This is a genomic window from Nocardioides sp. Kera G14, from assembly GCF_020715565.1.
In the GTDB taxonomy this organism is placed as follows: domain Bacteria; phylum Actinomycetota; class Actinomycetes; order Propionibacteriales; family Nocardioidaceae; genus Nocardioides.
On sequence record NZ_CP085839.1, the window covers coordinates 2,349,801 to 2,372,808 of the forward strand.

A 23,008-nucleotide genomic window follows, 5' to 3' on the forward strand; every position below is an offset into this window, starting at 1 on the left:
GCACAGAACGAGGAAGGGGCCCCGGCCTGCTTTCGCAGGCACGGGGCCCCTCTTCTGTACCCCCGACCGGATTCGAACCGGCGCTAACGCCGTGAGAGGGCGCCGTGCTAGGCCGCTACACAACGGGGGCATACCTTGTTTCGCCGCCTTGCGGCGACTCGTGAAACCTTAGCGAACTGCTCGTTTCACACCAAATCCCCACCGTGGTGGGGATCTGTGGCTGGTCTACCAGGACTCGAACCTGGAATAACGGAACCAGAAACCGTCGTGTTGCCAATTACACCATAGACCAATGGCTCGGCCGATCAGATCGGCTGGCCGTTGCCAGACATTACAGGTGTCCTGACGCCGACTCCAAAACGACGTCCGACCACCAGCACGAGGGCGAGATAGACGAGCGATTGGGTGAGCGTGGAGACGATCATCCACCAACTGCCGTGGATGTCGGTGAGCGTCGAGGTCATGTCCCCGAAGGCCAGTGCCAGCCCGAACGCCATGAAGTTGTTGAGCACGTGCATCGCCAGGCCCGCCTCGAGCCCACCGGTCGCGATGACCAGGATCCCGGCCACGATGCCGAAGGCGAAGCGGTCGAAGAAGACCGGGACGTCCTGCCCGCCGTGCGCGAGGGCAAAGAGGAACGCAGGCACGAGTACGCCGACGAGCCGGCCGGCCATCCGCGACCGTCCCGCCAGAACCCCGCCCCACGCCTGCGTGAGATAGCCACGGAAGGCGAACTCCTCCCCCGCCGCCTGCAGCGGGGTCAGGAACACGATCACGGCCAGGAAGCCGAGGGTCTGCGACGTGAAGGCGTTGGCGGCTCCGCCGAGGTCGCTGTCACCGCCGTCCGAGGGCAGGAACGCCGAGACGACCAGCGTGACGATGAGGGTCACGACCGACAGCCCGAGACACACGAGGAACCACCGCCAGCGGATCCGGCCCATGACCGAGAGCAGCCAGCGCGGGCGCTGCCAGCCGTGCATCAGCCAGGCCACGAGGATCGCCGACGGGATCGCTGCCGCGAGCCCGAGGTTGAGATAGGCCAGGTTGGCCGGCGTCACCGGGTCGAGCCCGAAGAAGTTCGTGATGTCGTCGCCGTTCGAGCCGGTCACAAGCATGACGACCGCGAAGGGGACGGCCAGGACCGCGGGCAGCCAGAGGAAGAGGAGGATCAGCAGGACTGAGCCGAGGAGCGTGCGCCACCAGGCGACCTGCCCCGCACGGTTGATCTCGTGATACTCCAGCCCCGGCGTCATGCGAGCGGTGAGCGCATCATCATGAGAGCGCAGCCTGCAGGCGCGCGAGCGAGCGCTCCCTGCCCAGCAGCTCGAGCGACTCGAAGAGCGGCGGGCTGATCCGGCGGCCCGTTACGGCGACCCGGACCGGCCCGAAGGCCACGCGCGGCTTGAGTCCCATCTCCTCGACGAGGGCGTTCTGCAGCGCGTCGTTGATCTCGGCTGCACTCCAGATCTGGAGTCGCATCAGCGCATCCGACGCAGCCTGCACGACTGCCTGCCCCTCGTCGGTGTCGACCAGCTTCGCCCGGTCGTCGACGTCGAGGGCGAAGTCCGCATCCGCGACGAAGAGGAAGCCGAGCATGTCGCCGACCTCCGTCAGCTTGTTGACCCGCTCGGCGACGAACGGCATCGCGAGCTCGAGCAGCTGCTGCTCGCTCGGCGTCACGGGATCCGACAACACGCCGTCGCGCTTGAGGAACGGCAGCGCACGCGAAGTGATCTCCTCGACCGAGAGGAGGCGCATCTGCGAGGTGTTGATCGCGTCGCACTTCTTGAGGTCGAAGCGGGCCGGGTTGGGGTTGACGTCCTTGATGTCGAACTTCTCGACCATCTCCTCCATCGAGAAGATGTCGCGGTCGGCCGCGATGGACCAGCCCAGCAGGGACAGGTAGTTGAGCAGGCCCTCGGGGATGTAACCGTTGTCGCGGTAGGCCAGCGCGTGCGCCTCCGGGTCCCGCTTGGAGAGCTTCTTGTTGCCCTCACCCATGACGTAGGGCAGGTGCCCGAACTCCGGGGTGAAGTCGGTCAGGCCGATCGCCTTGAACGCCTCGTAGAGCGCGAGCTGACGCGGCGTCGACGAGAGCAGGTCCTCACCACGCAGCACGTGGGTGATCTTCATCAGCGCGTCGTCGGTCGGGTTGGTGAGCGTATAGAGCGGGTCACCGTTGGCACGCGTCAGGGCGTAGTCCGGCACGTCCTTGGTGGCGAAGGAGATCTCGCCGCGGACCAGGTCGTTCCAGCCGATCGTGCCCTCGGGCATGCGCAGGCGCGGCACGGAAGGCCTTCCTTCGAACGCCTTGAGCTGCTCGTCGGTCAAGGAACGGCAGAAGCCGTCGTACCCCATCACCGGGGGGATCGCGGTCTCACCGGCGGCCTTCGCAGCCTTGTACGCCGCCTGCCGCTCCTTGAAGCGCGCGTCGACCTCCGTGGCGGTGCAGTAGCAGCGGTAGGCGTGACCGCCGTCCAGCAGCTTGGCGAGGGTGTCGGCGTAGATGTCGCTGCGCTGCGACTGGAAGTAGGGGCCGTAGTCGCCGCCGACCTCGGGGCCCTCGTCCCAGTTGAGACCGCACCAGCGGAGCAGCTCGATGATGGAGTCGAGGCTCTCCTGGGTGTTGCGCTCGAGGTCGGTGTCCTCGATACGGAAGACGAACGTCCCGCCGTGGTGACGCGCGAATGCCCAGTTGAACAAGGCGGTCCGGATCATGCCGACGTGCGGGCTGCCCGTCGGGCTGGGGGCCATGCGGACGCGCACGGCACTACCGGTGGGGACTGTCGAAACCATGGTTCAGGCCTTCTTGATGACGGGGTTGGTGAGGGCGCCGAGGTACGTCGAGGTGACCTCGACCTCCTCGCCGGGCTGCATCGGGCCGACGCCGGCAGGCGTTCCGGTGAGGATGACGTCGCCCGGCAGCAGGGTCATGGCAGCGGTGACGTGCTCGATGATCCGCGGGATGTCGAAGATCAGGTCCTGGGTGTTGCCGTCCTGCTTGAGATCGCCCTCGAGGTACGTCTTGAGGTCGATGCCGGACTTCATCGCGCCCAGACCGAGCTCGGTGTCGATCCACGGGCCGAGCGGGCAGAAGCTGTCGAAGCCCTTGGCCCTGCTCCACTGGCCGTCCTTGGTCTGCAGGTCGCGCGCGCTGACGTCGTTGGCGAGGGTGAAGCCGAAGATGACGTCCGCCGCCTTCTCCGCCGGGACGTCCTTGCAGATCCGACTGATCACCAGCGCGATCTCACCTTCGAAGTCCACCCGCTCGGACTGCGTCGGGTAGACGATCGGGTCGCCGGGGCCGACGACCGACGTGTTCGGCTTGAGGAAGAAGAGCGGCTCGGCCGGCACGCCTCCGCCAGTCACGTCCTTCATCTCCGCGACGTGGTCGGCGTAGTTCTTACCGATCGCGACGACCTTGCTGCGCGGGATGACCGGCGCGAGCAGCTTGATGTCCTTGAACGGCACCGTCTGCTCGGTCGGGACGATGCCGACATACAACGGGTCACCCGCCAGCACGACGACGGCGGCGTCGTCCTCGGGCTGCCCGAACTGGTCGAGCTCGCCCGTGATCACCCCGTACTGAGGGTCGGCTCCGGCATGGGTGAATCTGGCGATGCGCACCCCGCCAGCCTATCGACCTAGCCTTGACGCCATGGATTTCGCGGCTCTGCATCGAGAGAGGTTGAGGCCGTACGTCGACCCGCACCTCGCCCGGCGTACGGCAGGGCTCAAGCACCCGGTCCATGACTTCATGTTCGAGTACTACCGATATCGGCCGATCCAACTGCTGCGCTGGTCTGCCGGCTCTGCTGCATTGCCAGCGGAGAAGGTGCCGCTCGTGACTGCTCTGCACCGACTGCTCCGGGCGACCGCCGCGCGCGAGGGCAACTTCGGCTGCTTCGGCATGCACGAGTGGGCGATGGTGCACCGCTCCGATACGCACGGGACCCGGCACCCCGTCCATCTCCGGCTCGGGCAGGCGGCGACCGACGTGGTCGTCGAGTCACATCGGCTGCAGTGCTCGCACTTCGACGCCTACCGCTTCTTCACGCCCTCTGCTGCCCCGCTCAACACGCTCTCGCCGGCATCCGGCGATCGCGAGGAGTTCGAGCAGCCCGCCTGCCTCCACGGCAACATGGACCTCTACAAGCACGCCTTCCGTCTCGCCGGTCTCATCCCTTCCTCCCTGATTGCGGATGCCTTCGAGCTCGCGTGGGACATCAGGATCCTCGACATGCGCGCCGCTCCGTACGACATGGGCGGCTGGACCCTCGATCCCTATGGCATCGAGTGGACGCCCGTCCGCGTCGAGACCGCCGACGGCAAGGCCGAGTACGCCGACGCCCAACGCACCTTCGCCGACCGCGCCGCCCCGATCCGTGCCGCATTGATCGCCGAGTGCGAGCGCCTGCTCGGAGTGCGTCCGAGCGCGTGACTCGCTCGAGGTCTCAGTCGTCGCGCAGGGCGCGGTGCTGGTCGGCGTTACGCCCGGCGTGGGAGTCGGGCGGAGACTGCGGATCAACGGTTTCGATGGTCTCATCCAACCGCACTCCCTCGGGGAGACGGGTGTAGTCCTTCTGGTGCTCCGCTTGTCGTAGGCGGTCGTCGGCAGTCATTCTCCGAACGTACTCCTGGGCGGTCCGGTCTTCATCAGCTTTGGCACGTTTGGCGACCCTGCGCGATGCCGAGAGAACCCCCAGAGCCCAGCAATATAAGGGCTCCCCATTTCCGACCCTTGGTTCTGTCCATGGCCGGGAGTAGAATCTCTACAGGCGATCAACCTGAAGGAGCCACCCCGCAGTGGCGAAGGGTCCGCCAGTCGCGAAGGTCAGATAACGGCAATAGCCCCCACTGGGGCCTCCCGCGCGACGACCAGCAGCACACATCGTGTGGCCTGCTCTGTCGTCTGCGTTGAAGGAGGTGCCGCGATGGTCGTGCAGTACGTCGAACCGACCCACCCGATCGTGGGTGCCGCGCACACCGTCCGTAAGGCCCTGACCGAGGTCGCGGACGTCAACCCGCTCTTCATGTCCCCCACCGCACAGGCTGAAGCGTTGCGTGAACTGGTCGCGGCCGAGTGCCAGCTCGTCGAGCTCCGCGCCCGGGTCATGGCCGCAGCACCCAAGATCGCCGACCAGTCCGGCAAGAACGACACCGCCGCCTGGCTCGCCCACGAGACGCATATCGGCCCGCGCGAGGCGAAGGCCCAGAAGCGCCTCGCAGAAGCCCTCGACGCCTGGCCGGCCGTCGCAGCCGGGATGCGCGCCGGTGTCGTCAACCGCGAGCAGGCCGAGATCATCACCCGCGCCCTGAACGCCCTACCTGAGGACACTGCGGCCGAGTTGATCCCCCGCGCCGAGGCGCACCTCGTCGACGAAGCGTCGCGGTGGAACCCCAACCAGCTGAGGGTGTTGGCCCGTCAGGTGTTGGACGTGATCGACCCCGACGGGACCGAGGCCCGCGAAGCCAAGAAGCTCGCCGCGGAGGAGCGCAGCGCATTCCAGAAGACACGGCTCAACTTCGCGAAGAAGCACGACGGCACCACCAAGATCACCATCGTCGTCCCCGACCTCACCGCCACCCGCCTCGCCCACCTCCTCCACGCCTTCACCAGCCCCCGGCACGACCCCGCCGACAAGCAGGCACTCGCGGACGCGGCCGGCGATGAGGCGGGTGAGAGGGTGTGGTGGAAGCTGCCGAACAACAAGAAGCTCGGCCACGCGTTCTGCGAGCTGCTGGAGAACATCGACCCGAACTCGATGCCGCAACACGGCACCACCGGCACCGAACTCATCGTCACCATCCCCTTGGCCGACCTGCGTCGCGACCTTGCCGCCGCCACTGTCCTCGGCCCGAACGGCGTCGAGCGGATCACCGCAAACGAAGCACGCCGCCTGGCCTGTGAGGCGGGGATCATCCCCGCCGTCCTCGGTGGTCAGGGCCACGTGCTGGACCTCGGCCGCACCTCACGGCTGGCCACCAAGGCTCAGAAGAAGGCGCTCATACTGATCCGGGCCACCTGCAGCGAAGAAGGCTGCGACGTGCCGGCCGCCATGACCGAGGTCCACCACCTCAACGCCTGGTCCCAAGGCGGGAAGACCGACCTCAAGGACCTGGTCCTGCTCTGCAAACCCGGCCACCGCAGGATCCACTCACCCGACTACACGAACGAGCGCCTCCCCGACGGCACCATTCGCTTCTACCGCAGGACGTGAGGAGCCAGTGCTCCACCCGACGTACCCGACAAGCTCTGTAGGCCCGTCGGGCCCCCGACCACGACAGAGAACCCCAGCGTCAGCGCGACTGCAGCGCATCGAGCGCGACGCACATGGCGGCGACGACGCGCCAGTCGACCGCGGCAGCAGCCTCGTCGGTGAGGTACAGCGTGTAGTGGTCCCGGAAGAGCGTGTTCTTCTGGTACTTGCCGACCTTGGCACCGGCGGCGTCGATGAAGTCGAAGTGATAGCGGAAGAAGACCAGAACGAACTCGAAGAGGTCGCCCACGTAGGGGAGGAACCCGGCGAAGCGACGCAGGATGGCCAACGTCCTGCTGCTCTCGGTGACCCCGAAAACGACGTTGCCGCCGGCGTCGAGGACCTCCCACGTGCTGGCCAACAGCGACTTGCCGAACGACTTCCGGAGGGCGCCGATCGGAGTGCCTTGGGCGTCCTCGACGAAGTAGCGACCATGGACGTCGAAGACCTTCTCCGCGCGCATCGTGAATGCGGGCGCGGCCTTGCGCTCGTCGGCGTAGAAGGTCAGCTCCTCCTTGAACTTGAAGCGCTTCTGCTGGGCGAAGGCCGCGAGGCCGGCCCGCTCGCCTCCGTCGGTCGTCCCGAAGACGCGGTACTTGTTGACGAAGGCGGTCAACTTCTGCTCGACGAAGAGGCGAGGCTGCATCCCAGCACCCTAGCTCCGCGCGGCGTCGCTGAGCGGTCTCTCACCGGGCGTGCTGACGACTAGGCTCACGGCCATGAGCGCCGTCAGCCGGAACAACGTCACCGTGCACGGTGACGCGTCGGGGCAGCCGATGGTGTTCGTGCACGGGTTCGGTTGTGACCAGACGATGTGGCGCCACGTCGCGCCGGCGTTCATGGACGACTACCGGGTCGTGCTCTTCGACCACGTCGGCTGTGGCGGGTCGGACGACTCGGCGTACGACCCCGACAAGTACGGGACGCTGGACGGCTACGCCGCCGACATCGTGGAGATCCTCGAGGAGCTCGACCTGCGTGACGTGATCCTCGTCGGGCATTCGGTGGCCGCCATGATGGGCGTTCTCGCTGAGCGCAGGGCGTCCGAGCGGTTCGCACACCTCGTGCTCGTCGGTCCATCGCCTCGATACATCGACGACGCCGGCTACCGCGGCGGTTTCAGCGAGGCCGACATCGATGAACTCCTCGAATCGCTCGAGAGCAACTATCTCGGCTGGTCGACGGCGATGGCGCCCGCGATCGTCGGCAACCCCGAACGGCCCGAGCTGGGCCAGGAGCTCACCGCGAGCTTCTGCCGTGTCGACCCGGCGATCGCCCGCCGGTTCGCCCGTGCGACCTTCCTCTCCGACAACCGTGACGATCTCCCTGAGGTGAGGACGCCGACGCTCGTGCTGCAGTGCCGCGAGGATGTGATCGCGCCGATCGAGGTCGGCAGCTATGTGGCCGACGCCATCCCCGACAGTCGGCTCGTGGTCCTCGACGCGACCGGTCACTGCCCGAATCTCAGTGCGCCGACCGAGACGATCACGGCGATCTCCTCCTATCTCGCCGCCTCGAGGTAGGAGATGTCCAAGGAGCGTGCCGTCGACGCGTTCGAGGAGGCACTTCGCGAGGATGACCCGGCTCTCCTCTACGAGCGGGCGCCGTGCGGATACGTCTCCACCACGCCGGACGGTCGGATCCTCAAGACGAATGAGACCTTCCAGACGTGGACCGGCTACTCGGCCGAGGAGTTGATGGCCCGGTCGTTCGTCGACCTGCTGTCGGTCGGAGGTCGGATCTACCACGAGACCCACTACCGGCCGATGCTGCGCCTGCAGGGCGCCGTACGGGAGATCGCCGTCGACGTCGTACGCCACGACGGCAGCCGGCTGCCCGTCCTGCTCAACGCGCGCCTGGACCATCACCCTGACGGCACGCCGCAGGTGATCCGGATCGCCCTCTTCGACGCGACCGAACGCCGTGCCTACGAGCAGGAGCTGGTGCGTGCCAGGCAGCGGGCGGAGGCCTCCGAGGAGCAGGCGCATCTGCTCGCCCACGCGTTGCAGAAGACCTTCATCCCGCCGTCGGCGCCGGTCGTGCCGGGACTCGATATCGCCGGCAGCTACCGGTCCGCGGGCGACGGCACGGTCGTGGGCGGCGACTTCTACGACATCTTCCCGCTCGACGCCGACGAGTGGATCGTCGTGCTCGGTGACGTGGGCGGCAAGGGCCCGGCGGCGGCCGTGGTCACGGCCTTCGTGCGCGACACGGTGCGTGTACTCACCATGTCCGAGAGTTCGCCGGCGCAGGTGCTCGGCCAGCTCAACCGGCTGCTGTACCGGCATGGCAGCGACGGCCGGTTCTGCACCTGCGTCCTCGTCCGCCTCTCACGGGTGGGCGGGCACTGGCACGTCGTGACCAGCGTCGCCGGACACCCCGCACCGGTCCTCGTGCGCGACGGTGCTGCCGCGGTCTTCGCGCCGTACGCCGGCATCCTCCTCGGTGTTCTCGAGACGGCCGACTACACCGAGCATGAGCTGAGGTTGTCCCCCGGCGACGGCATGGTGCTCTACACCGACGGCATCACCGAGGCGCGCGCGGGGGAGGATCTCTTCGGCGAGCAGCCGCTGCTCGCCTCCGTCACGCGGCTCACTGCGGACCCGACGACCACGATGGCGGCGGTGGCTTCGTCGCTCGTCGCCGAGGCGCTCGAGTTCCAGTCAGGCACGGCCGCCGACGACATCGCCGCGATCGGACTGCGCGTGCCGCTCCCGCGGCGCTGACCGGCCTCAGCTCCGCGCGGCGTGAACCACCTGGATACCGGCGATGATCATCGCCAGCCCTGTCCCGAAGTCGTCCTCACGCTGACCGGCGTCGATCGCGCCCGCCGCGGCCGCCTGCCGGTGCGTCTGCTCGTCGACCGCGTGGCCGTAGACGTAGTGCAGCAGCGTGCGCGCCGCGGTCGGCCCCAGCTTGCCGAAGCCGCCCTCCTCCAGCGTCGTCAGCAGGAGGTCGTACGGCGCCTGTGCGCCCAGTCCGAAGGACCAGGCCGTCGCCGCGAGCTCGGCGCCGTCGCGCCACGAGAGCAGCACCTCGTCCAACGTCCAGCAGATCGAGGCCACCTGTTCCTCCCACGCCGCCACCTCAGGCCAGGTCGCTCGGGCCAACAGCTCGTCAGCCATCAACGCCAACAGCGTCTGCTTGTTGGGCACGTGGTGATAGAGCGCCGAGGGCTGCACGCCGAGGTCTGCGCCGAGTCGCCGCATCGAGAGTTCGGGCAGCCCCACGGCGTCCAGAAGCAGGAGGGCTCGGTCGATCACGTCGCTGCGTCGGTAGCGCACTCGTGCCCTTTCATTTTGCTCTGGTCCCGTTGACCTGACGGCGGCGCCACCCTAACCTGAACGCCGTTCACCTGACCACTGTTCAGGTTCCGTTTTCTCCGAGAGGCCAGCGATGACGATGACGACCGACCCCACCGCCGACAGCACCGGGCCCGAGGCCGCTGTCTCCGAGCGGCCCCGTCTGCTCACCACCACCGACCTGGCACTCGTCGCCGCCTTCGCCGCGCTCACCGCGGTCGCCTCCTACACCGCGGCCATCCCGGTCGGCGGGGCCGGCGTGCCGCTCACGCTCCAGACCGCCGCCGTCCTCCTCACCGGAGCGGTGCTCGGCCCGGTCCGTGGCTTCCTCGCCATCGGCCTCTACCTTCTGCTCGGCCTCATCGGGCTGCCCGTCTTCGCCGAGCACTCCTCGGGCGCCGCCGTCTTCACCGGTCCCACCGCCGGTTACCTCTACACGTTCCCGGTGGCCGCCCTCGTGGTCGGCTTCCTCGTGAAGTACGTCGTCGCCGGCCGTCGTACGCAGGCCCTGTGGATCTTCCTCGCCTGCCTGGTCGCCACCGTCGTCAACCACCTCGGCGGCGTGGTCGGCCTGCAGTCGGTGCTGGGCCTGGGCTGGCACAAGTCCTTCTCGGTCGACGGCGCCTACTGGCTGGGCGACATCGTGAAGGGCGCGATCGTCGCGATCGTCGCGGCCGAGGTGCACCGTGCCTTCCCGCACCTGCTCGCCCGCTCGCAGAAGGCTTGAATGGCCTCCATCGACTTCCGTGCTGCCGCGGTCGTCGTCCCCGACCACGCCGGTCAGGGGGGCGACGACCGCGTGCTGCTCTCCCCCACCACCCTCTCGCTGACCGAGCAGCGGATCGCGATCATCGGGTCCAACGGATCGGGCAAGTCGACGCTGGCACGGCTGATCAACGGTCTCGTCACCCCGACCAGCGGGAGCGTCACCGTCGACGGCCTCGACGTCCTCCGCCAAGGCCGCAGGGTCAGGCAGCAAGTCGGCTTCTGCTTCACCGATCCCTCGGCGCAGATGGTGATGCCGACCTGCGTCGAGGACGTCGAGCTGTCGCTGCGGCAGACGATCCGCGACAGGAGCTCGCGACGTCAGGCCGCACTCGAGGTGCTCGAGCGGTTCGGCTTGCGGGAGCAGGCCGACCAGAGCGTGCACACCCTCTCCGGTGGGCAGCGACAGATGCTCGCCCTCGCCGGGGTGCTGGCCTCCGGGCCGGCGATTCTCATCGCCGACGAGCCCACCACCCTGCTCGACCTGCGCAACAGCCGGACGGTCGGAGAGACCCTGCTCGCCCTCGAGCAGCAGCTGGTCCTGGTCACCCACGACCTCGAGCTCGCCGCGCGGTGTGACCGCGCCCTGCTGGTCGAGGACGGCCGGGTGACCTTCGACGGTGACGCCGCCGAAGCCGTGGCCACCTACGTCTCCTCGGTCGCGCGACCATGACCACGCGGATCGCCGTCTACCGGCCCGGGACGACCCTGCTCCACCGCCTGCCGGTCGGGCCGAAGCTCGCTGGCCTCGTGCTGCTCTCGATCGCCATCGTCGTCGTCCACGGCGTGCCCTCGGCCGTCGCGGCACTGGTCGGGGCGTCGGTGATCGCGGCCGTTGCCCGCCTCGACGCGCGGTCGACGTGGCGATCACTGAGGACCGTCCTCCTCCTCGCCCTGATCGCCGCGCTCCTGCAGTGGTGGTGGACCTCGCTGCCCCGCGCGACCGAGACGCTGCTGGATCTCCTCTCCCTCGGCCTGCTGGGCCTTTCACTCTCCGTCACGACGGCAGCGACCGACATGGTCGACGCGATCGTCCGCTGGCTGCGCCCCTCACGCCGCCTGGGCCTCGACCCGGACCGTGTCGCCCTCACGATCAGCCTCGCGATCCAGTCCCTGCCCGCGACCTTGCAGCTCGCGACGGAGACCCGGGACGCGGCCAGGGCGCGTGGGCTGCGCACTCCGCGTGCGTGGCTGACGCCGTTCGTGATCCGGGTGGTCGCGCGCGCACATGAGACCGGTGACGCGCTCCGAGCGCGCGGCGTCGCCGACTGAGTCTCCGTAGTCTTCACCCGTGGACATCGTCACGCTGCGCATCACGTTCTCGCTGATCGCGCTGTGCATGCTCGTCCTCTTCTACGTCACCACCTACCGCGTGACCCGTGCGCCGTTCTGTGCCTGGTGGTGCATCTCGCTCGTGCTCTTCCTCGGCGCCGGGATCGCCTGGCTGCTCAATGGCAGCGACGCGCAGGCCGTGGCCAATCCGCTCGGCAACGTGCTGGCGGTGGCGGGGGCACAGACCGTGTGGTTCGCCGCCCGCTCCCTGCGCCGCGCACGACCGCCGTGGCGGCTGTCCGCCGTCGTGCTCCTGGTCACGGCGGTCGCTGGCGCCCTCGACCACCCAGCCACCAACATCTGGGCGGGCGGCCTCGTCTTCCTCGCGGGCATGACACTCTTCTTCGCACTGACCACCTACGAGGTGTGGACCGCATCGCGCGCGGGCGACGGCATGTCGGCGTACTCCCCCGTGACGGCGGCGCTCACGGTCACCTCGGCACTGGTCGCGATCTTCTACTGCGGCCGTGCGATCGCCTACGCCGTCGTCGGGCCGCACCACCACCTCTTCACCGACGTCTTCGGCACGACGCCGACGACGCTCCTCACGACGGTCCTGCTGGTCTCCGTCTCGCACGCCATGGGAGCGCTCAGTCAGGAGCAGCTCGTCCAGGACCTGCGCCATCGCGCCGAGCGCGACGGCCTGAGCGGACTGCTCAACCGTGAGGCCTTCGGACAGCTGGCCGACAAGACGGTCCGCGGCATCGCCCGGTCGGCGATCATCATCTGCGACCTCGACCACTTCAAGCAGGTCAACGATGCCCACGGCCACCGTGTCGGTGATGCCGTCATCACGGCGTTCTCCGACGCGATCCGCTACGCCATCCGGTCCACCGACCTCGCCGCACGGTTCGGCGGTGAGGAGTTCGTCATCCTCATGCCCGGAGCCAGCACGGCGGCGGCCACCGTGCTGACGCAGGCACTCAGCCGGCACCTGTCCGAAAGCGAGGTGCTGCCCGCCGGCCAGGCGGTGACGTCGAGTTACGGCATCGCGGCTGTCGAAGGCGGCATCCCCATCGGCGAGGCACTCCAGCGTGCCGACGAGGCGCTCTATCGGGCGAAGAGTGCCGGCCGCGACCGGGCGATCACCTGGGCACCCTGACTCTCCGCCGCGGGTGCATGGATCCGGAAGCTCTGTGTGCCCGATCCCTTCACCACCCGGGTGGCGTGCGGGTGAACCCGCCGACGGCCTCCTCGACCTGGGCCGCGAGCGCGAGGAGCAGCCCGTCCTCGGCCGGGCGTGCGGCCAGCATGATGCCGACGGGCAGGTCGTCGGCGGTCCAGTGCAGGGGCAGCGAGACCGCCGGCATTCCGGTCACGTTCCATGCCGACGTCCACGGTGTGAAGGCCTTCTGGGCCTCGAAGTCCTGGGCAGGGTCGGCATCGTTGCGCAGCGATCCGACCGGTGCCGGCAGCTGGGCGAGGGTGGGCGTCAGCACGGCGTCGTACGGTGCCAGTGCCTCGAGCGCGCCTGCGGCGAAGCGACGCATCGCTCCGATGGCCAGCCCGAACTCCGGTCCGCTGACCGCCCTTCCCCGCTCTGACAGCCATCGGGTGAGCGGCCGGAGCAGATGCTCCTTCTCGGCCGGCACGACGGACAGTGCGGTGAGGACCGCCCAGCAGGTCTCGAAGGTAGCCACGGCCTCGCGCGGCAGCGGCACCGGTACGTCGACGAGCTCGTGACCGAGCGACTCCAGCAACACTGACGCGTCCTCGTAGGCCCGGACGACCTCGGGGTCGATCGCGGCGTCGGTGATGATCGGCTCGACGAAGCGGGCGATCCGCAGCCGGCCGACCGGCCGCTCCGCCGCCTCGAGGTACGACTCCGTGGCGGCCCAGAAGGGATCCCCCACGCGTCGTCCGGCCAGGGCGTCGAGGAACGCAGCAGCATCACGGACGTTGCGCGCGATGGGGCCGGCCGTCGAGAGACCGGTGGGATCGCCGTACATCGGAGCCGGCGAGACGACGCCGCGCGAGGGTTTGAAGCCGACGAGGCCACAGCACGACGCGGGGATCCGGATCGACCCGCCGCCGTCGCTCCCCTGCGCCACCGGGACGAGTCCGGCCGCCACGGCTGCGGCCGCGCCGCCCGAGGACCCACCGGCGCCGCGGCTCCGGTCCCACGGCGTCATGGCCGGCGGAGCCACGTCGGGCTCGGTGTAGCAGGGCGAGCCGAACTCGGGGGTGTTGGTCTTGCCCAGGCTGACCATTCCGGCCGCCTCGATCGAGAGCGTCACGTTGTCGGAGATCTCCGGCACGAAGTCGGCGTACGCCGCCGACCCGAAGGTCGTGCGCACGCCCGCCGTGAGGTTGAGGTCCTTGATCGCCGTCGGCACGCCCCACAGGGGACAGTCGCCGAGAGGCTTCACGATCAGCTCACGTGCGCAGGTCGAGATCCGCTCCTGGGCGATCGTGACGAAGGCGCCGATGCGGTTGTCGGGCACAGTGTCGAGCTTCTCGATCCGGGCCAGGTAGTGGTCGGCCAGCTCTCCTGGCGTCACCTCACCCCGCCGGACGAGATCTCCCTGCTCGAGCGCCGTGAGGTCGTGGATCTCGGTCACACAGTGGACGCTACGCGCCTCAGCCCGAAGGTCAATCCATCGATCAGCGCCTCCCACGAGGCCTCGATGACGTTGTCGGCGACACCGACGGTCGTCCAGGTGCCGCCGCCCTCACCGTGGTCCTTGGTGGTGATGAGGACACGGGTGCGCGAGTCGGTCCCGTGGGAGGCCTCGAAGATGCGGACCTTGTAGTCCACCAGCTCCCAGTCGTCGACGACCGGGAAGGCAGGCCGGATCGCCGAGCGCAGCGCCGCGTCGAGCGCGTTGACCGGGCCGTTGCCCTCACCCGTCACGACATAGCGCTCGCCCGCGGCGACGATCTTCACCGTCGCCTCGGTGCGAGCGGCCTCACCGTTGCCGGAGCCGTCACTGATCACGCGCCAGGACTCCACGTCGAAGTACGTCGGCCGTGAGCCCTCCACCTCCTCGGCGAGAAGCAGCTCGAAGGAGGCGTCGGCAGCCTCGAAGGAGTAGCCCTCCGACTCCAGCTCCTTGACCCGCGAGGTCACGCGGGTGACGAGCTCCCGGTCACCCGAGAGGTCGAAGCCCAGCTCCTTGCCCTTGAGCTCGATCGACGCGCGGCCCGCCATGTCGGAGACGAGGAGCCGCATGTCGTTGCCGACGCCGGCCGGGTCCATGTGCTGGTAGAGGTCGGGGTCGACCTTGATGGCCGAGGCGTGCAGCCCGGCCTTGTGCGCGAAGGCGCTGCTGCCGACGTACGGCTGGCGGGAGGCGGGCGGGAAGTTGGTGACCTCGGCGACGGCATGCGCCACGCGGGTGGCCTCGGCGAGCAGGCCGGCGGGCAGGACCTGGCGGTGGAGCTTGAGCTCGAGGTTGGCCACGACGGCGATCAGGTCGGCGTTGCCGGTGCGCTCCCCGTAGCCGTTGACGGTTCCCTGCACGTGTGTGGCGCCGGCGTCGACGGCAGCGAGGGTGTTGGCGACCGCGCAGCCAGTGTCGTTGTGACAGTGGATCCCGATCCGCATGCCGGTGGCCGAGACGACGTCGCCGACGACGTCGGAGACCCACGACGGCAGCATGCCGCCGTTGGTGTCGCAGAGCGCGGCGACCTCCGCGCCTGCCTCCGCGGCGACACGCAGTACCTCCAACGCATAGTCGCGGTTGGACCGGTAGCCGTCGAAGAAGTGCTCGGCATCCAGGAAGACGCGCTGTCCCTCGTCCCGAAGGTGGGAGACGGTGTCGCGGACCATTGCGAGGTTCTCCTCGAGCGTGGTCCGCAGCGCCTTCACGACATGCAGGTCGTGCGACTTGGCCACGAGGGTGACGACGCCGGCGCCGCTGTCGCGCAGCGCGGCGACCTGCGGGTCGTCTGCCACCACCGCACCAGCACGACGGGTCGAACCGAAGGCCGCCAACTGCGCGTGCTTGAGGTCGAGTTCGGCGACCGCGCGTCGGAAGAACTCGGTGTCCTTCGGGTTCGCACCCGGCCACCCGCCCTCGATGAAGCCGACGCCCAGCCCGTCGAGGTGGCGGGCGATCGCGAGCTTGTCGGCGACAGTCGGGTTGAGGCCCTCCTGCTGCATGCCGTCGCGGAGGGTGGTGTCGTAGACGTGCAGGGCGTCGGATTCTGGCGTGCTCATCGCAGGGCAGAGTCTCTCACGGGTCGAGGCCCGAGAACGGCGCATGCTCGAAGGGCGTCCAGTCCGCACCGCGCGCAGCGAGGCCTCCGCAGACACCGGCGACGGCGACGAGCACCAGCAGGGTGACCAGCCAGCCCTGCATGCCTGCCGCCAACGGCTTGAGCACCCGCGCGACTGGCGAGCGCACCTGTCCACCGCCCGGCCCGAGCAGCAGCGACAACACGACCACGACGCCGGAGCTCAGGAGCGCGACCGCCACCGGTGCCGCGACGGCGTAGCAGAGCAGCACCGTCGCCACGACCATCCCGAAGGCCCACAGCGCCAGCACGATCGTCGTCGGCAGTGCCCGCACGAGATCGATCGGTGCCCCGAGGACGAGCCGCGGCCCGTCATGCCATCGGGCGCCGCGCTCGGCCCGTTTCGCACCGACCCGTGCTCCGGCGATCGAGCCGCTCCGCAGCAGCCACACCACGAGCAGCAGCACGGCCGACCCGATCCAGGGGTACGCCGACAGCCCCGCCGCCCACGCCAGCGCGAGAATCAGCCACAGCACCAACCGGCGGCCCCGCTCCCCCGCTCCCGTCCTCCCTGCGACCTGCGGGTTCTGGCCCTGCGAGATCCGGCTTGGTGCCCGGTCCCGACGATCCGTCTCGAGCACCCGGGTGACGGCCGGGCGCTCGGCCGTGTCGTGGAGCGCCTCGTGCCGCGCGGTCGGCTCGTCCACCTGCCCGCGCAACCAGTCGAGCAGCTGGTCCACCGTCGGGCGCTCGGCGGGCTCGGGCGAGAGGGCGGACTCGAGTACCGACAGCAGGGGTCCGGTGACACCGGTGAGGTCGTGCTCGCCGCGTCGCGTGCGGTCCATGATCGCCATGGCTGGACCTCGACCGTAGGGAGGACGGCCGGTGGCGGCGTACGCGACCGTGGCGGCCCAGGCGTGCACGTCCACCGCCGGCGTCGGGTCGTCGCCGAAGAGGACCTCGGGCGCGAGGTAGCCGGGCGTGCCGAGCAGCCAGCCGGTCTGGGTGAGCCGCGGGTCGTCCGCGACGCGGGCGAGCCCGAAGTCGATCAGAACCGGCGTGCGGCCCTCCATCAACACGTTCGAGGGCTTCACGTCGCGGTGCAGCACCCCGGCGGAGTGCACCGCGCGGATCCCCTCGAGCAGGCCGCGGGCCAGCCAGGTCAGGTCCTCACCGGTGATCGGGCCGTCCTCGGCCACGACCTGGTGGAGCGAGCGGCCGGGGACGTAGCGGGTGACGACGTACGGCGTCTGACCCCAGGGATCGGCGTCGAGGATCTCGGCCACCCAGCGGGAGTGGACGCGCTGGAGCGAGGAGACCTCACGGGCAAGGCGGTCGCGCGCCTCGCGGTCGCCGATCACCTGGGGCCGCAGCACCTTGACCGCGACCGGCGTGCCGTCGCGCAGCCTCGCGAGATGGACGACCCCCATGCCGCCCTCGCCGATCACCCGCTCGAGCCGATACCGGCCGAGCTTCTCGCCCCTCACGCGGTGAGGCTACCGAGCGTCAGGCGAACTGGGTCGTCCAACCGTGAATGTCCTCGGCCCGGCCGAACTGCAGGTCGACGAGGTTCTTGCGCAGGGCGGTCGTCACCGGGCCACCCGGGTCGGGCGTGACGATCGAGCCGTCGGCGGAGAGCAGTTCCCCGATCGGCGTGATCACGGCCGCGGTGCCACACGCGAAGACCTCGGTGATCTCGCCGGAGGCGACGCCGTCGCGCCACTCCGAGAGCGGGATCTGCCGCTCCTCGACCTTGAGACCGTGGTCGGCGGCGAGCTCGAGCAGCGAGTCACGCGTGATGCCCTCGAGGATCGTCCCTGACGTTGAAGGTGTGACCAGACGTCCCCCATTGGCGCCGCCGTACACGAAGAAGATGTTCATCCCGCCGAGCTCCTCGAGGTACTTCCCCTCGGAGGCGTCGAGGAACATCACCTGGTCGCAGCCCTTGGCGTAGGCCTCGGCCTGCGGGGCGAGCGAGGAGGCGTAGTTGCCGCCGGTCTTGGCCGCTCCCATGCCGCCGCGACCAGCGCGGGTGAAGGACTCCGACAGCCACAGGCGGACGGGCTTCATGCCGCCCTTGAAGTAGGAGCCGGCCGGCGAGCAGATGACCATGAAGGTGACGTGCTGGGCGGCGCGCACGCCGAGGAAGTTCTCCGAGGCGAACATGAAGGGGCGGATGTAGAGCGACTTCTCCTCACCCTCGACCGCCGCGGGCACCCAGCGCGCGTCGACCTTGACGAGCTCGGAGATCGCCTGGACGAAGTCCTCGGTCTCGAGAACCGGGAAGGCGAGGCGGGCCGACGAGCGGGCCATCCGGGCCGCGTTGGCCTCGGGCCGGAAGCCCCAGATGGTGCCGTCCGTGTGGCGGTAGGCCTTGAGCCCCTCGAAGGTCTCCTGCGCATAGTGCAGCACCGAACACGCAGGGTCGAGCGAGAGCGGGCCGTAGGGCTCGATCCGGGCGTTGTGCCACCCCGCCTCAGGGGTCCACTCGACCCGGAACATGTGGTCGGTGAAGTGGTTGCCGAAACCGGGGTCGGCGAGGATCTCGGCGAGTCGCTCGTCGGAGACGGGGTTCGGGTTGAGCGTGGTGGTGATCTCGAGGGTCATCGAGCCACTCCCTTTCTTCGGATCAGAAGCGGGCGGCGATCGCGTCGCCGACCTCGGCCGTCGTGCGCGTCTTCATGCCGTTCTCCGTCATGTCGGCCAGCACGGCGGCATCGATGGCGCGTGCGGCGTCGGTGTGGCCGAGGTGGTCGAGCAGCAGCGCGCCCGAGAGGATCGCGGCCGTCGGGTTCGCGATGCCCTGGCCGGCGATGTCGGGGGCGGATCCGTGGACGGGCTCGAACATCGACGGGTAGGTGCGGTCGGGGTTGACGTTGCCGGACGCGGCAAGGCCGATGCCGCCGGTGATGGCGCCGGCGAGGTCGGTGATGATGTCGCCGAAGAGATTGTCGGTGACGATCACGTCGAAGCGCTGCGGGTCCGTCGTCAGGTAGATCATCACGGCGTCGATGTGGCTGTAGTCGACCTCGACCTGCGGGAAGTCTTGTCCGACCTCCTGGACCAGGCGCCACCACACGGAGCCGGCGTTGACCAGCACGTTGGTCTTGTGGACCAGCGTCAGCTTCTTGCGCGGGCGGGCGGCCGCACGGGCGAAGGCGTCGCGGATCACGCGCTCAGCACCGAAGGCCGTGTTGACGCTCACCTCGGTGGCGATCTCCTGCGGAGTGCCGACGCGCAGCGCGCCGCCGTTGCCGGTGTAGGAGCCCTCAGTGCCCTCGCGGACGACGATGAAGTCGATGTCACCCTTGCCGAGCACCGCGTCGGAGAGCGGCGAGACCGCACCCGGGAAGAGCTTGGAGGGACGCAGGTTGACGTAGTGGTCGAGCTCGAAGCGGAGCTTCAGGAGAAGGCCACGCTCGAGGATGCCCGGCGGCAGGTTCGGATCGTTGGGCTTGCCACCGACTGCACCGAGCAGGATCACGTCGGCCTGCTTCACCTCGTCGAGGACGGACGTCGGAAGCACCTCGCCGGTGCGCAGGTAGCGCTCGGCACCGAGGTCGTACGTCGTCGTCGCGAAGCTCACCGGCGCCGCGGCCTCGAGCACCTTGAGTGCCTCGGCGGTGACCTCCGGTCCGATCCCGTCGCCGGGGATGACGGCGAGGTTGACGGTCGAGGAGGTCGCGGCGCTGGTCGAGGAGGCAGTCTCAGTCACAGCGGAGAACTCTAGTTGTCGTCGGGTCGGTCGTCGTCGGCAGCCTCGAACGCGTGAGACAACGCGGCGTCAGCCGTGTTCTCGACACTGAACGGGTTGCTCGGGTCGTGGCTCGCGGGGCCCCATTCCATGAGGCGGGCGGCGGTCTGCATGGGCATGGCTTGTCTCCAGAGGGATCGATGGTTCAGGAGAGAAGCCGGGTGGTCCGCGGACGTCAGATGTCCGGGGAGCGCGAAAGCCACCGCCGCGAGCGGGGTGGCTTCTCAGATCAGATCTGGGCCCCGCCGCGGCGCGTAATTACCTCGAAGACAAAGGTGTGCGCTCGCATGATGACGGCACGTTAACACGACTTCGCAGGTCTGGGAGACTGAATCCCATGAGCGCGCCTCCCGAACTTCCCGAGATCGTGACCCGCGCCTTCGACGTCTCCCGTCGGGCGGGGTTCGTCTCGTTCTGCCGCAACGAGACCGGCCGCCTGCTGGCGACGCTGGCCGGCACCCGCGGCGGCACGATGGCCGAGTTCGGCACCGGCACCGGCGTCGGCACCGCCTGGCTCCGTTCGGGCGTACGTCGACCCGACACCGTCATCCTCACCGCCGAGGTCAACGCCGAGCTCGCCCATGCCGCAGCCTCGATGTTCGAGGGCGACCCGCAGGTGGAGGTGCTGGCCGCGGACTGGGCGACCCTCGCCGACCGCGGACCCTTCTCACTGCTCTTTCTCGACTCCGGGCTGCCGGACGAGGTGACTCCCGAGAAGATCGTCGACCTCGTGGAGCCCGGAGGGATCGTCGTACTTGACGACTTCCTGCCCTCGGAGTCCTGGCCGCCCGTCGCCTACGGCCGCGTCGACTGGCTACGCGAGCTCTGGCTCACCGACGAGGCCTTCACCGCCGTCGACGTCATGGTGGCCTCCGACGCCTCGGTGCTGGTGGCCACGCGCCGTTAGCTGAAGAGCGACTCCCCGATGTAGTGCCCCACCTTGGGCGCAGGAGGGATCGCGAAGAGGCCGGAGCCGACGTGGCGGATGTACTCGTTGAGCAGGTCCGAGCTGCCGAGGCGCTGCTGCAGCGTGATGAACTGCTGCGGGTCCTTCTGGTAGGAGATGAAGAGCAGGCCGGCGTCGAGCTGGCCGTTGTCATTGATGCCGTCGGTGAAGTTGTAACCACGACGGAGGATGCGGACGCCGTTGTTCCGCTCGTGCGAGGCCAGTGCGATGTGGGCCGCCGGGTCGATGACCGGCTTCCCGTCGGCGACGGCGTCGAAGTTCGGGGTGTCGAACTCCTTGTGCCCGGTGAGCGGCGCGCCCTCGACCTTGGTGCGGCCGAAGGTCTGGTGCTGCGTGGTGATGGTCGCGGCGTCCCAGATCTCGATGTCCATGTCGATCTTGCGGACGACCTGGTAGGTGCCGCCGGTCATCCAGTCCTGCTCGTCGATCCAGACGTGCTCGGCGATCTCGTCGGCGTCCTTGATGTTGCGGGTGCCGTCCTTGAAGCCCATCAGGTTTCGCGGCGTGGTCTGGCCCTTGCTGGCCGAGGCTCGACCGAAGCCGAGCACGGTCCACTTCGTGGTGACGGTGCCTCGCGCCATCCGGGCGAGATCGCGGATCGCGTGGTAGGCGACCTGCGGGTCGTCGGCGCAGGCCTGTAGCGAGAGGTCACCACCGGTGAGCTCGGGCCGGAGCTGGTCGCTCGGCAGCGCCGGCAGCGGCTTCAGCAGCGCCGGCCTCTTGGCGGACAGGCCGTAGCGCTCGTCGAAGAACCCCGGCCCGAGTCCGAGCGTGACCGTCAGGGAGGCGGGCGAGAGGTCGTACGCCTCCCCCGTGTCCGGCGCGACGCCGTCGGCACGGACCGGCTCCACCGCCCCGACCGGACGGCCCTTCATCAGCTGGGCGATGCCGGCCGACCAGCGGGCCAGCAGCACCTGGAGGTCCTGCGTGGTCACGCCGTCGACGAGGTCGAAGGTCATGAAGACCGTGTGGCGCTGCTGCGGCGTCTCGATCCCGACCTGGTGCCCGCCGGTGTAGAAGTCGTAGGTGTGCGCGAGGTCGACGGTGTCGCCACCCTGCTCCGCCGACGGCGACGACGCCGACGCGCGGCCCCCGGCGAAGCCCGCGATAGCACCGACCGCGGCAAGGCTCACGCCGGAGCCTGCGACCAGGCCCCGGCGTGAGATTCCAGACTGTTCACCCATGAGGACCAGTGTCAGGCCGTGGCGACCTTCTCGGCCAAACGGGACAGCGAGTCCTGCAGCGCCTGGACGGTCTGGCTGAGCTTGTTGGCGTCGGTCTTCTTCAACTCCGGGGTGTAGAGCTTGTAGCCGCCGAGCGCCTTGGGGTCCTTGTAGGTCTCGAGCAGCGCGTTGACGTCGTCGAAGCGCTTGCTGATCGTGTCGACCAGCGTCGCGTCGATCTCGGTGAGGCCGGCACGCAGCGCCTCGAACGCCTGCTGGGCACCCTCGACGTTGCCGGCGAAGTCCACCAGGTCGATGTGGCTGAACGCCTCCTCCTCGCCGGAGATCTTGTTGGCCTGAACCTCCTCGAGGAGACCGGCCGCACCGTTGGCGAGGTCCTCGGGCTTGTAGGTCAGTGACGTCGAGAGCTCAGCGAGCTTGCTGACGTTGGTGGTCAGGTCGGCTGCGCTCTTCTTGGTGGCGGCGGTGATCTTCTTGGCGCCGAAGAGGTCGCGCTCGACGGCGTGGAAGCCGCTCCAGCCGACGGCCGGGTCGAGGTTGGAGGCACGCATGTCGACGAGGTAGTCGAGATTGCCGTGGTTGTCAGTCGGGTCGAAGCCCTCGATCACGAACCCGTCGACGTCGGATTCGATCTTCTCGTAGAACGGGCGGGCCTCGGCGTACGCCTTCTGTGCGGCGGCGAGGTCGCCGGCGTCGACGGCGGCCTGCAGCGCCTTGACGCCACTGACCATGCCGTCGAGCTGGGTGGTGACGTACGTCGCGTAGTCGGTGGCGCCCTGCTGGAGGAGCTGCGCCGCGGTGCCGGTCGGGCTGGCCGACGCCTGGCCGGTGACCTTGAACGAGGTCTTCTCCGTGACCGCGCCCGGGCAGTAGATCGTGTAGTCGCCGCCGCCGAGCGTCAGTGTGAGCGTCGCCTTCGGGAGCCCGGGGGCGAGCGACTCCTTCTCGCCGATGATCTTCTCCCCCGAGAGGATCTCGAACTCGGTGATGCCGGTGGCGGACTCGTTCGTCACCTCGAAGGTCACCGGGCCGGCCTTGGCCGTGGTGTCGCTCAGCTTGCACTCGTCACCCGAGGTGCCGCTGACGAGCGTGACCGCGATCTGCGAGACCCCGTCCTTGCTGCTTCCGGCGGCCTTGTCGCTCGCGCTGTCGTCGCTGCCGCACGCCGCGAGGGCGGTGACAGCGAGGCCGCCGAGAAGCATGGTGGCGGCGAATCGGCGCATGCCGAAGGAGGTCGTCATCGAGGTTGTCCCTTTACGAGTGAG

Annotated in this window: 23 protein-coding genes and 2 tRNA genes; 9 read left to right on the forward strand and 16 right to left on the reverse strand. The window is 69.0% G+C overall.

What is annotated here, in order from left to right:
- Positions 1-57: 57 nt before the first annotated feature.
- The 5 genes from LH076_RS11525 to LH076_RS11545 form a co-directional block, all read right to left on the reverse strand.
- Positions 58-130, reverse strand: a tRNA-Glu gene (locus LH076_RS11525).
- Between the two features lie 87 nt (positions 131-217).
- A tRNA-Gln gene (locus tag LH076_RS11530) sits at positions 218-292 on the reverse strand.
- Between the two features lie 13 nt (positions 293-305).
- Positions 306-1,253, reverse strand: a complete 948-nt coding sequence (locus LH076_RS11535; RefSeq protein ID WP_227780853.1) for a CPBP family intramembrane glutamic endopeptidase — start codon at positions 1,251-1,253, stop codon at positions 306-308.
- Positions 1,254-1,272: 19 nt separating this feature from the next.
- The gene (gene gltX, locus LH076_RS11540) at positions 1,273-2,796 is read right to left on the reverse strand and encodes a glutamate--tRNA ligase (protein ID WP_227780855.1); all 1,524 of its coding nucleotides are present in this window, start codon (positions 2,794-2,796) and stop codon (positions 1,273-1,275) included.
- 3 nt (positions 2,797-2,799) lie between these two features.
- Positions 2,800-3,627 carry a fumarylacetoacetate hydrolase family protein gene (locus tag LH076_RS11545; RefSeq protein WP_227780856.1) on the reverse strand — a complete coding sequence of 276 codons (828 nt, stop codon included), beginning with the start codon at positions 3,625-3,627 and terminating at the stop codon, positions 2,800-2,802.
- A gap of 31 nt (positions 3,628-3,658) precedes the next feature.
- Here LH076_RS11545 and LH076_RS11550 point away from each other — a divergent pair, with 31 nt between their 5' ends.
- Complete coding sequence (locus LH076_RS11550; RefSeq protein WP_227780858.1) at positions 3,659-4,441, forward strand: 3-methyladenine DNA glycosylase; 783 nt, start codon at positions 3,659-3,661, stop codon at positions 4,439-4,441.
- 13 nt (positions 4,442-4,454) lie between these two features.
- Here the strand turns inward: LH076_RS11550 and LH076_RS11555 are convergent, their stop codons facing one another.
- Complete coding sequence (locus LH076_RS11555) at positions 4,455-4,622, reverse strand: hypothetical protein (RefSeq protein ID WP_227780859.1); 168 nt, start codon at positions 4,620-4,622, stop codon at positions 4,455-4,457.
- A gap of 312 nt (positions 4,623-4,934) precedes the next feature.
- Here LH076_RS11555 and LH076_RS11560 point away from each other — a divergent pair, with 312 nt between their 5' ends.
- Positions 4,935-6,221, forward strand: a complete 1,287-nt coding sequence (locus LH076_RS11560; RefSeq protein ID WP_227780860.1) for an HNH endonuclease signature motif containing protein — start codon at positions 4,935-4,937, stop codon at positions 6,219-6,221.
- Positions 6,222-6,300: 79 nt separating this feature from the next.
- Here LH076_RS11560 and LH076_RS11565 read toward each other — a convergent pair whose 3' ends face one another.
- Entirely contained in the window at positions 6,301-6,906 is a 606-nt protein-coding gene (locus LH076_RS11565) for a hypothetical protein (protein ID WP_227780861.1), read from the reverse strand.
- Positions 6,907-6,979: 73 nt separating this feature from the next.
- Here LH076_RS11565 and LH076_RS11570 point away from each other — a divergent pair, with 73 nt between their 5' ends.
- Both LH076_RS11570 and LH076_RS11575 read left to right on the forward strand, forming a co-directional pair.
- Positions 6,980-7,783 (forward strand): alpha/beta fold hydrolase, encoded by an 804-nt coding sequence (locus tag LH076_RS11570; protein WP_227780862.1) that lies wholly within the window; start codon positions 6,980-6,982, stop codon positions 7,781-7,783.
- A 3-nt stretch (positions 7,784-7,786) separates the two neighbouring features.
- Positions 7,787-8,986 carry a PP2C family protein-serine/threonine phosphatase gene (locus LH076_RS11575; protein ID WP_227780863.1) on the forward strand — a complete coding sequence of 400 codons (1,200 nt, stop codon included), beginning with the start codon at positions 7,787-7,789 and terminating at the stop codon, positions 8,984-8,986.
- A 6-nt stretch (positions 8,987-8,992) separates the two neighbouring features.
- Here LH076_RS11575 and LH076_RS11580 read toward each other — a convergent pair whose 3' ends face one another.
- Positions 8,993-9,544, reverse strand: a complete 552-nt coding sequence (locus LH076_RS11580; RefSeq protein WP_227780864.1) for a TetR/AcrR family transcriptional regulator C-terminal domain-containing protein — start codon at positions 9,542-9,544, stop codon at positions 8,993-8,995.
- Positions 9,545-9,656: 112 nt separating this feature from the next.
- On the opposite strand from LH076_RS11580, the gene LH076_RS11585 reads away from it, so the two are divergent.
- From LH076_RS11585 to LH076_RS11600, 4 genes are read left to right on the forward strand one after another with little or no spacing between them, the layout of a single operon-like run.
- Positions 9,657-10,289: a biotin transporter BioY gene (locus LH076_RS11585; RefSeq protein WP_227780865.1), complete on the forward strand. Its 633-nt coding sequence runs from the start codon at positions 9,657-9,659 to the stop codon at positions 10,287-10,289.
- Positions 10,290-11,000, forward strand: a complete 711-nt coding sequence (locus LH076_RS11590) for an energy-coupling factor ABC transporter ATP-binding protein (protein WP_227780866.1) — start codon at positions 10,290-10,292, stop codon at positions 10,998-11,000.
- A complete protein-coding gene (locus LH076_RS11595) occupies positions 10,997-11,599 on the forward strand; it encodes an energy-coupling factor transporter transmembrane component T family protein (RefSeq protein WP_227780867.1) in 603 nt (200 codons plus the stop codon). Before LH076_RS11590 ends, LH076_RS11595 begins: the two co-directional genes overlap by 4 nt.
- Before the next feature lie 19 nt (positions 11,600-11,618).
- On the forward strand, positions 11,619-12,761 hold the full coding sequence (locus LH076_RS11600; protein ID WP_227780868.1) for a GGDEF domain-containing protein: 1,143 nt from the start codon (positions 11,619-11,621) through the stop codon (positions 12,759-12,761).
- Positions 12,762-12,810: 49 nt separating this feature from the next.
- On the opposite strand, the gene LH076_RS11605 is transcribed toward LH076_RS11600, so the two are convergent.
- From LH076_RS11605 to LH076_RS11630, 6 genes are read right to left on the reverse strand one after another with little or no spacing between them, the layout of a single operon-like run.
- Entirely contained in the window at positions 12,811-14,220 is a 1,410-nt protein-coding gene (locus LH076_RS11605) for an amidase (protein WP_227780869.1), read from the reverse strand.
- Positions 14,217-15,821, reverse strand: coding sequence for a citramalate synthase (cimA, locus tag LH076_RS11610; protein ID WP_227780870.1), 1,605 nt, complete (start codon positions 15,819-15,821; stop codon positions 14,217-14,219). Before cimA ends, LH076_RS11605 begins: the two co-directional genes overlap by 4 nt.
- A gap of 16 nt (positions 15,822-15,837) precedes the next feature.
- On the reverse strand, positions 15,838-17,325 hold the full coding sequence (locus tag LH076_RS11615) for a serine/threonine-protein kinase (RefSeq protein WP_227780872.1): 1,488 nt from the start codon (positions 17,323-17,325) through the stop codon (positions 15,838-15,840).
- Positions 17,326-17,344: 19 nt separating this feature from the next.
- Complete coding sequence (locus tag LH076_RS11620; protein WP_227780873.1) at positions 17,345-18,445, reverse strand: branched-chain amino acid aminotransferase; 1,101 nt, start codon at positions 18,443-18,445, stop codon at positions 17,345-17,347.
- A gap of 22 nt (positions 18,446-18,467) precedes the next feature.
- A complete protein-coding gene (locus LH076_RS11625; RefSeq protein WP_227780874.1) occupies positions 18,468-19,553 on the reverse strand; it encodes a 3-isopropylmalate dehydrogenase in 1,086 nt (361 codons plus the stop codon).
- An 11-nt stretch (positions 19,554-19,564) separates the two neighbouring features.
- On the reverse strand, positions 19,565-19,711 hold the full coding sequence (locus LH076_RS11630) for a hypothetical protein (protein ID WP_227780875.1): 147 nt from the start codon (positions 19,709-19,711) through the stop codon (positions 19,565-19,567).
- Positions 19,712-19,929: 218 nt separating this feature from the next.
- Between LH076_RS11630 and LH076_RS11635 the strand changes: the two genes are divergently transcribed.
- Complete coding sequence (locus LH076_RS11635; protein ID WP_227780876.1) at positions 19,930-20,499, forward strand: O-methyltransferase; 570 nt, start codon at positions 19,930-19,932, stop codon at positions 20,497-20,499.
- On the opposite strand, the gene efeB is transcribed toward LH076_RS11635, so the two are convergent.
- The gene (gene efeB / locus LH076_RS11640) at positions 20,496-21,743 is read right to left on the reverse strand and encodes an iron uptake transporter deferrochelatase/peroxidase subunit (RefSeq protein ID WP_227780877.1); all 1,248 of its coding nucleotides are present in this window, start codon (positions 21,741-21,743) and stop codon (positions 20,496-20,498) included. The two genes, LH076_RS11635 and efeB, sit on opposite strands and share 4 nt — an antisense overlap.
- A gap of 11 nt (positions 21,744-21,754) precedes the next feature.
- A complete protein-coding gene (gene efeO / locus LH076_RS11645; RefSeq protein ID WP_227780878.1) occupies positions 21,755-22,984 on the reverse strand; it encodes an iron uptake system protein EfeO in 1,230 nt (409 codons plus the stop codon).
- Between the last annotated feature and the right edge of the window lie 24 nt (positions 22,985-23,008).

Coding starts and splice junctions, on each gene's coding strand:
- LH076_RS11595 (WP_227780867.1), top strand. CDS start 10,997: ATGACCACGCGGATCGCCGTCTACCGGCCCGGGACGACCCTGCTCCAC.
- LH076_RS11635 (WP_227780876.1), top strand. CDS start 19,930: ATGAGCGCGCCTCCCGAACTTCCCGAGATCGTGACCCGCGCCTTCGAC.
- LH076_RS11555 (WP_227780859.1), bottom strand. CDS start 4,622: ATGACTGCCGACGACCGCCTACGACAAGCGGAGCACCAGAAGGACTAC.
- efeB (WP_227780877.1), bottom strand. CDS start 21,743: ATGGGTGAACAGTCTGGAATCTCACGCCGGGGCCTGGTCGCAGGCTCC.
- LH076_RS11565 (WP_227780861.1), bottom strand. CDS start 6,906: ATGCAGCCTCGCCTCTTCGTCGAGCAGAAGTTGACCGCCTTCGTCAAC.
- LH076_RS11585 (WP_227780865.1), top strand. CDS start 9,657: ATGACGATGACGACCGACCCCACCGCCGACAGCACCGGGCCCGAGGCC.
- LH076_RS11550 (WP_227780858.1), top strand. CDS start 3,659: ATGGATTTCGCGGCTCTGCATCGAGAGAGGTTGAGGCCGTACGTCGAC.
- LH076_RS11535 (WP_227780853.1), bottom strand. CDS start 1,253: ATGACGCCGGGGCTGGAGTATCACGAGATCAACCGTGCGGGGCAGGTC.
- LH076_RS11560 (WP_227780860.1), top strand. CDS start 4,935: ATGGTCGTGCAGTACGTCGAACCGACCCACCCGATCGTGGGTGCCGCG.
- LH076_RS11590 (WP_227780866.1), top strand. CDS start 10,290: ATGGCCTCCATCGACTTCCGTGCTGCCGCGGTCGTCGTCCCCGACCAC.
- cimA (WP_227780870.1), bottom strand. CDS start 15,821: ATGAGCACGCCAGAATCCGACGCCCTGCACGTCTACGACACCACCCTC.
- LH076_RS11570 (WP_227780862.1), top strand. CDS start 6,980: ATGAGCGCCGTCAGCCGGAACAACGTCACCGTGCACGGTGACGCGTCG.
- LH076_RS11620 (WP_227780873.1), bottom strand. CDS start 18,445: ATGACCCTCGAGATCACCACCACGCTCAACCCGAACCCCGTCTCCGAC.
- gltX (WP_227780855.1), bottom strand. CDS start 2,796: ATGGTTTCGACAGTCCCCACCGGTAGTGCCGTGCGCGTCCGCATGGCC.
- LH076_RS11575 (WP_227780863.1), top strand. CDS start 7,787: ATGTCCAAGGAGCGTGCCGTCGACGCGTTCGAGGAGGCACTTCGCGAG.
- LH076_RS11630 (WP_227780875.1), bottom strand. CDS start 19,711: ATGCCCATGCAGACCGCCGCCCGCCTCATGGAATGGGGCCCCGCGAGC.
- efeO (WP_227780878.1), bottom strand. CDS start 22,984: ATGACGACCTCCTTCGGCATGCGCCGATTCGCCGCCACCATGCTTCTC.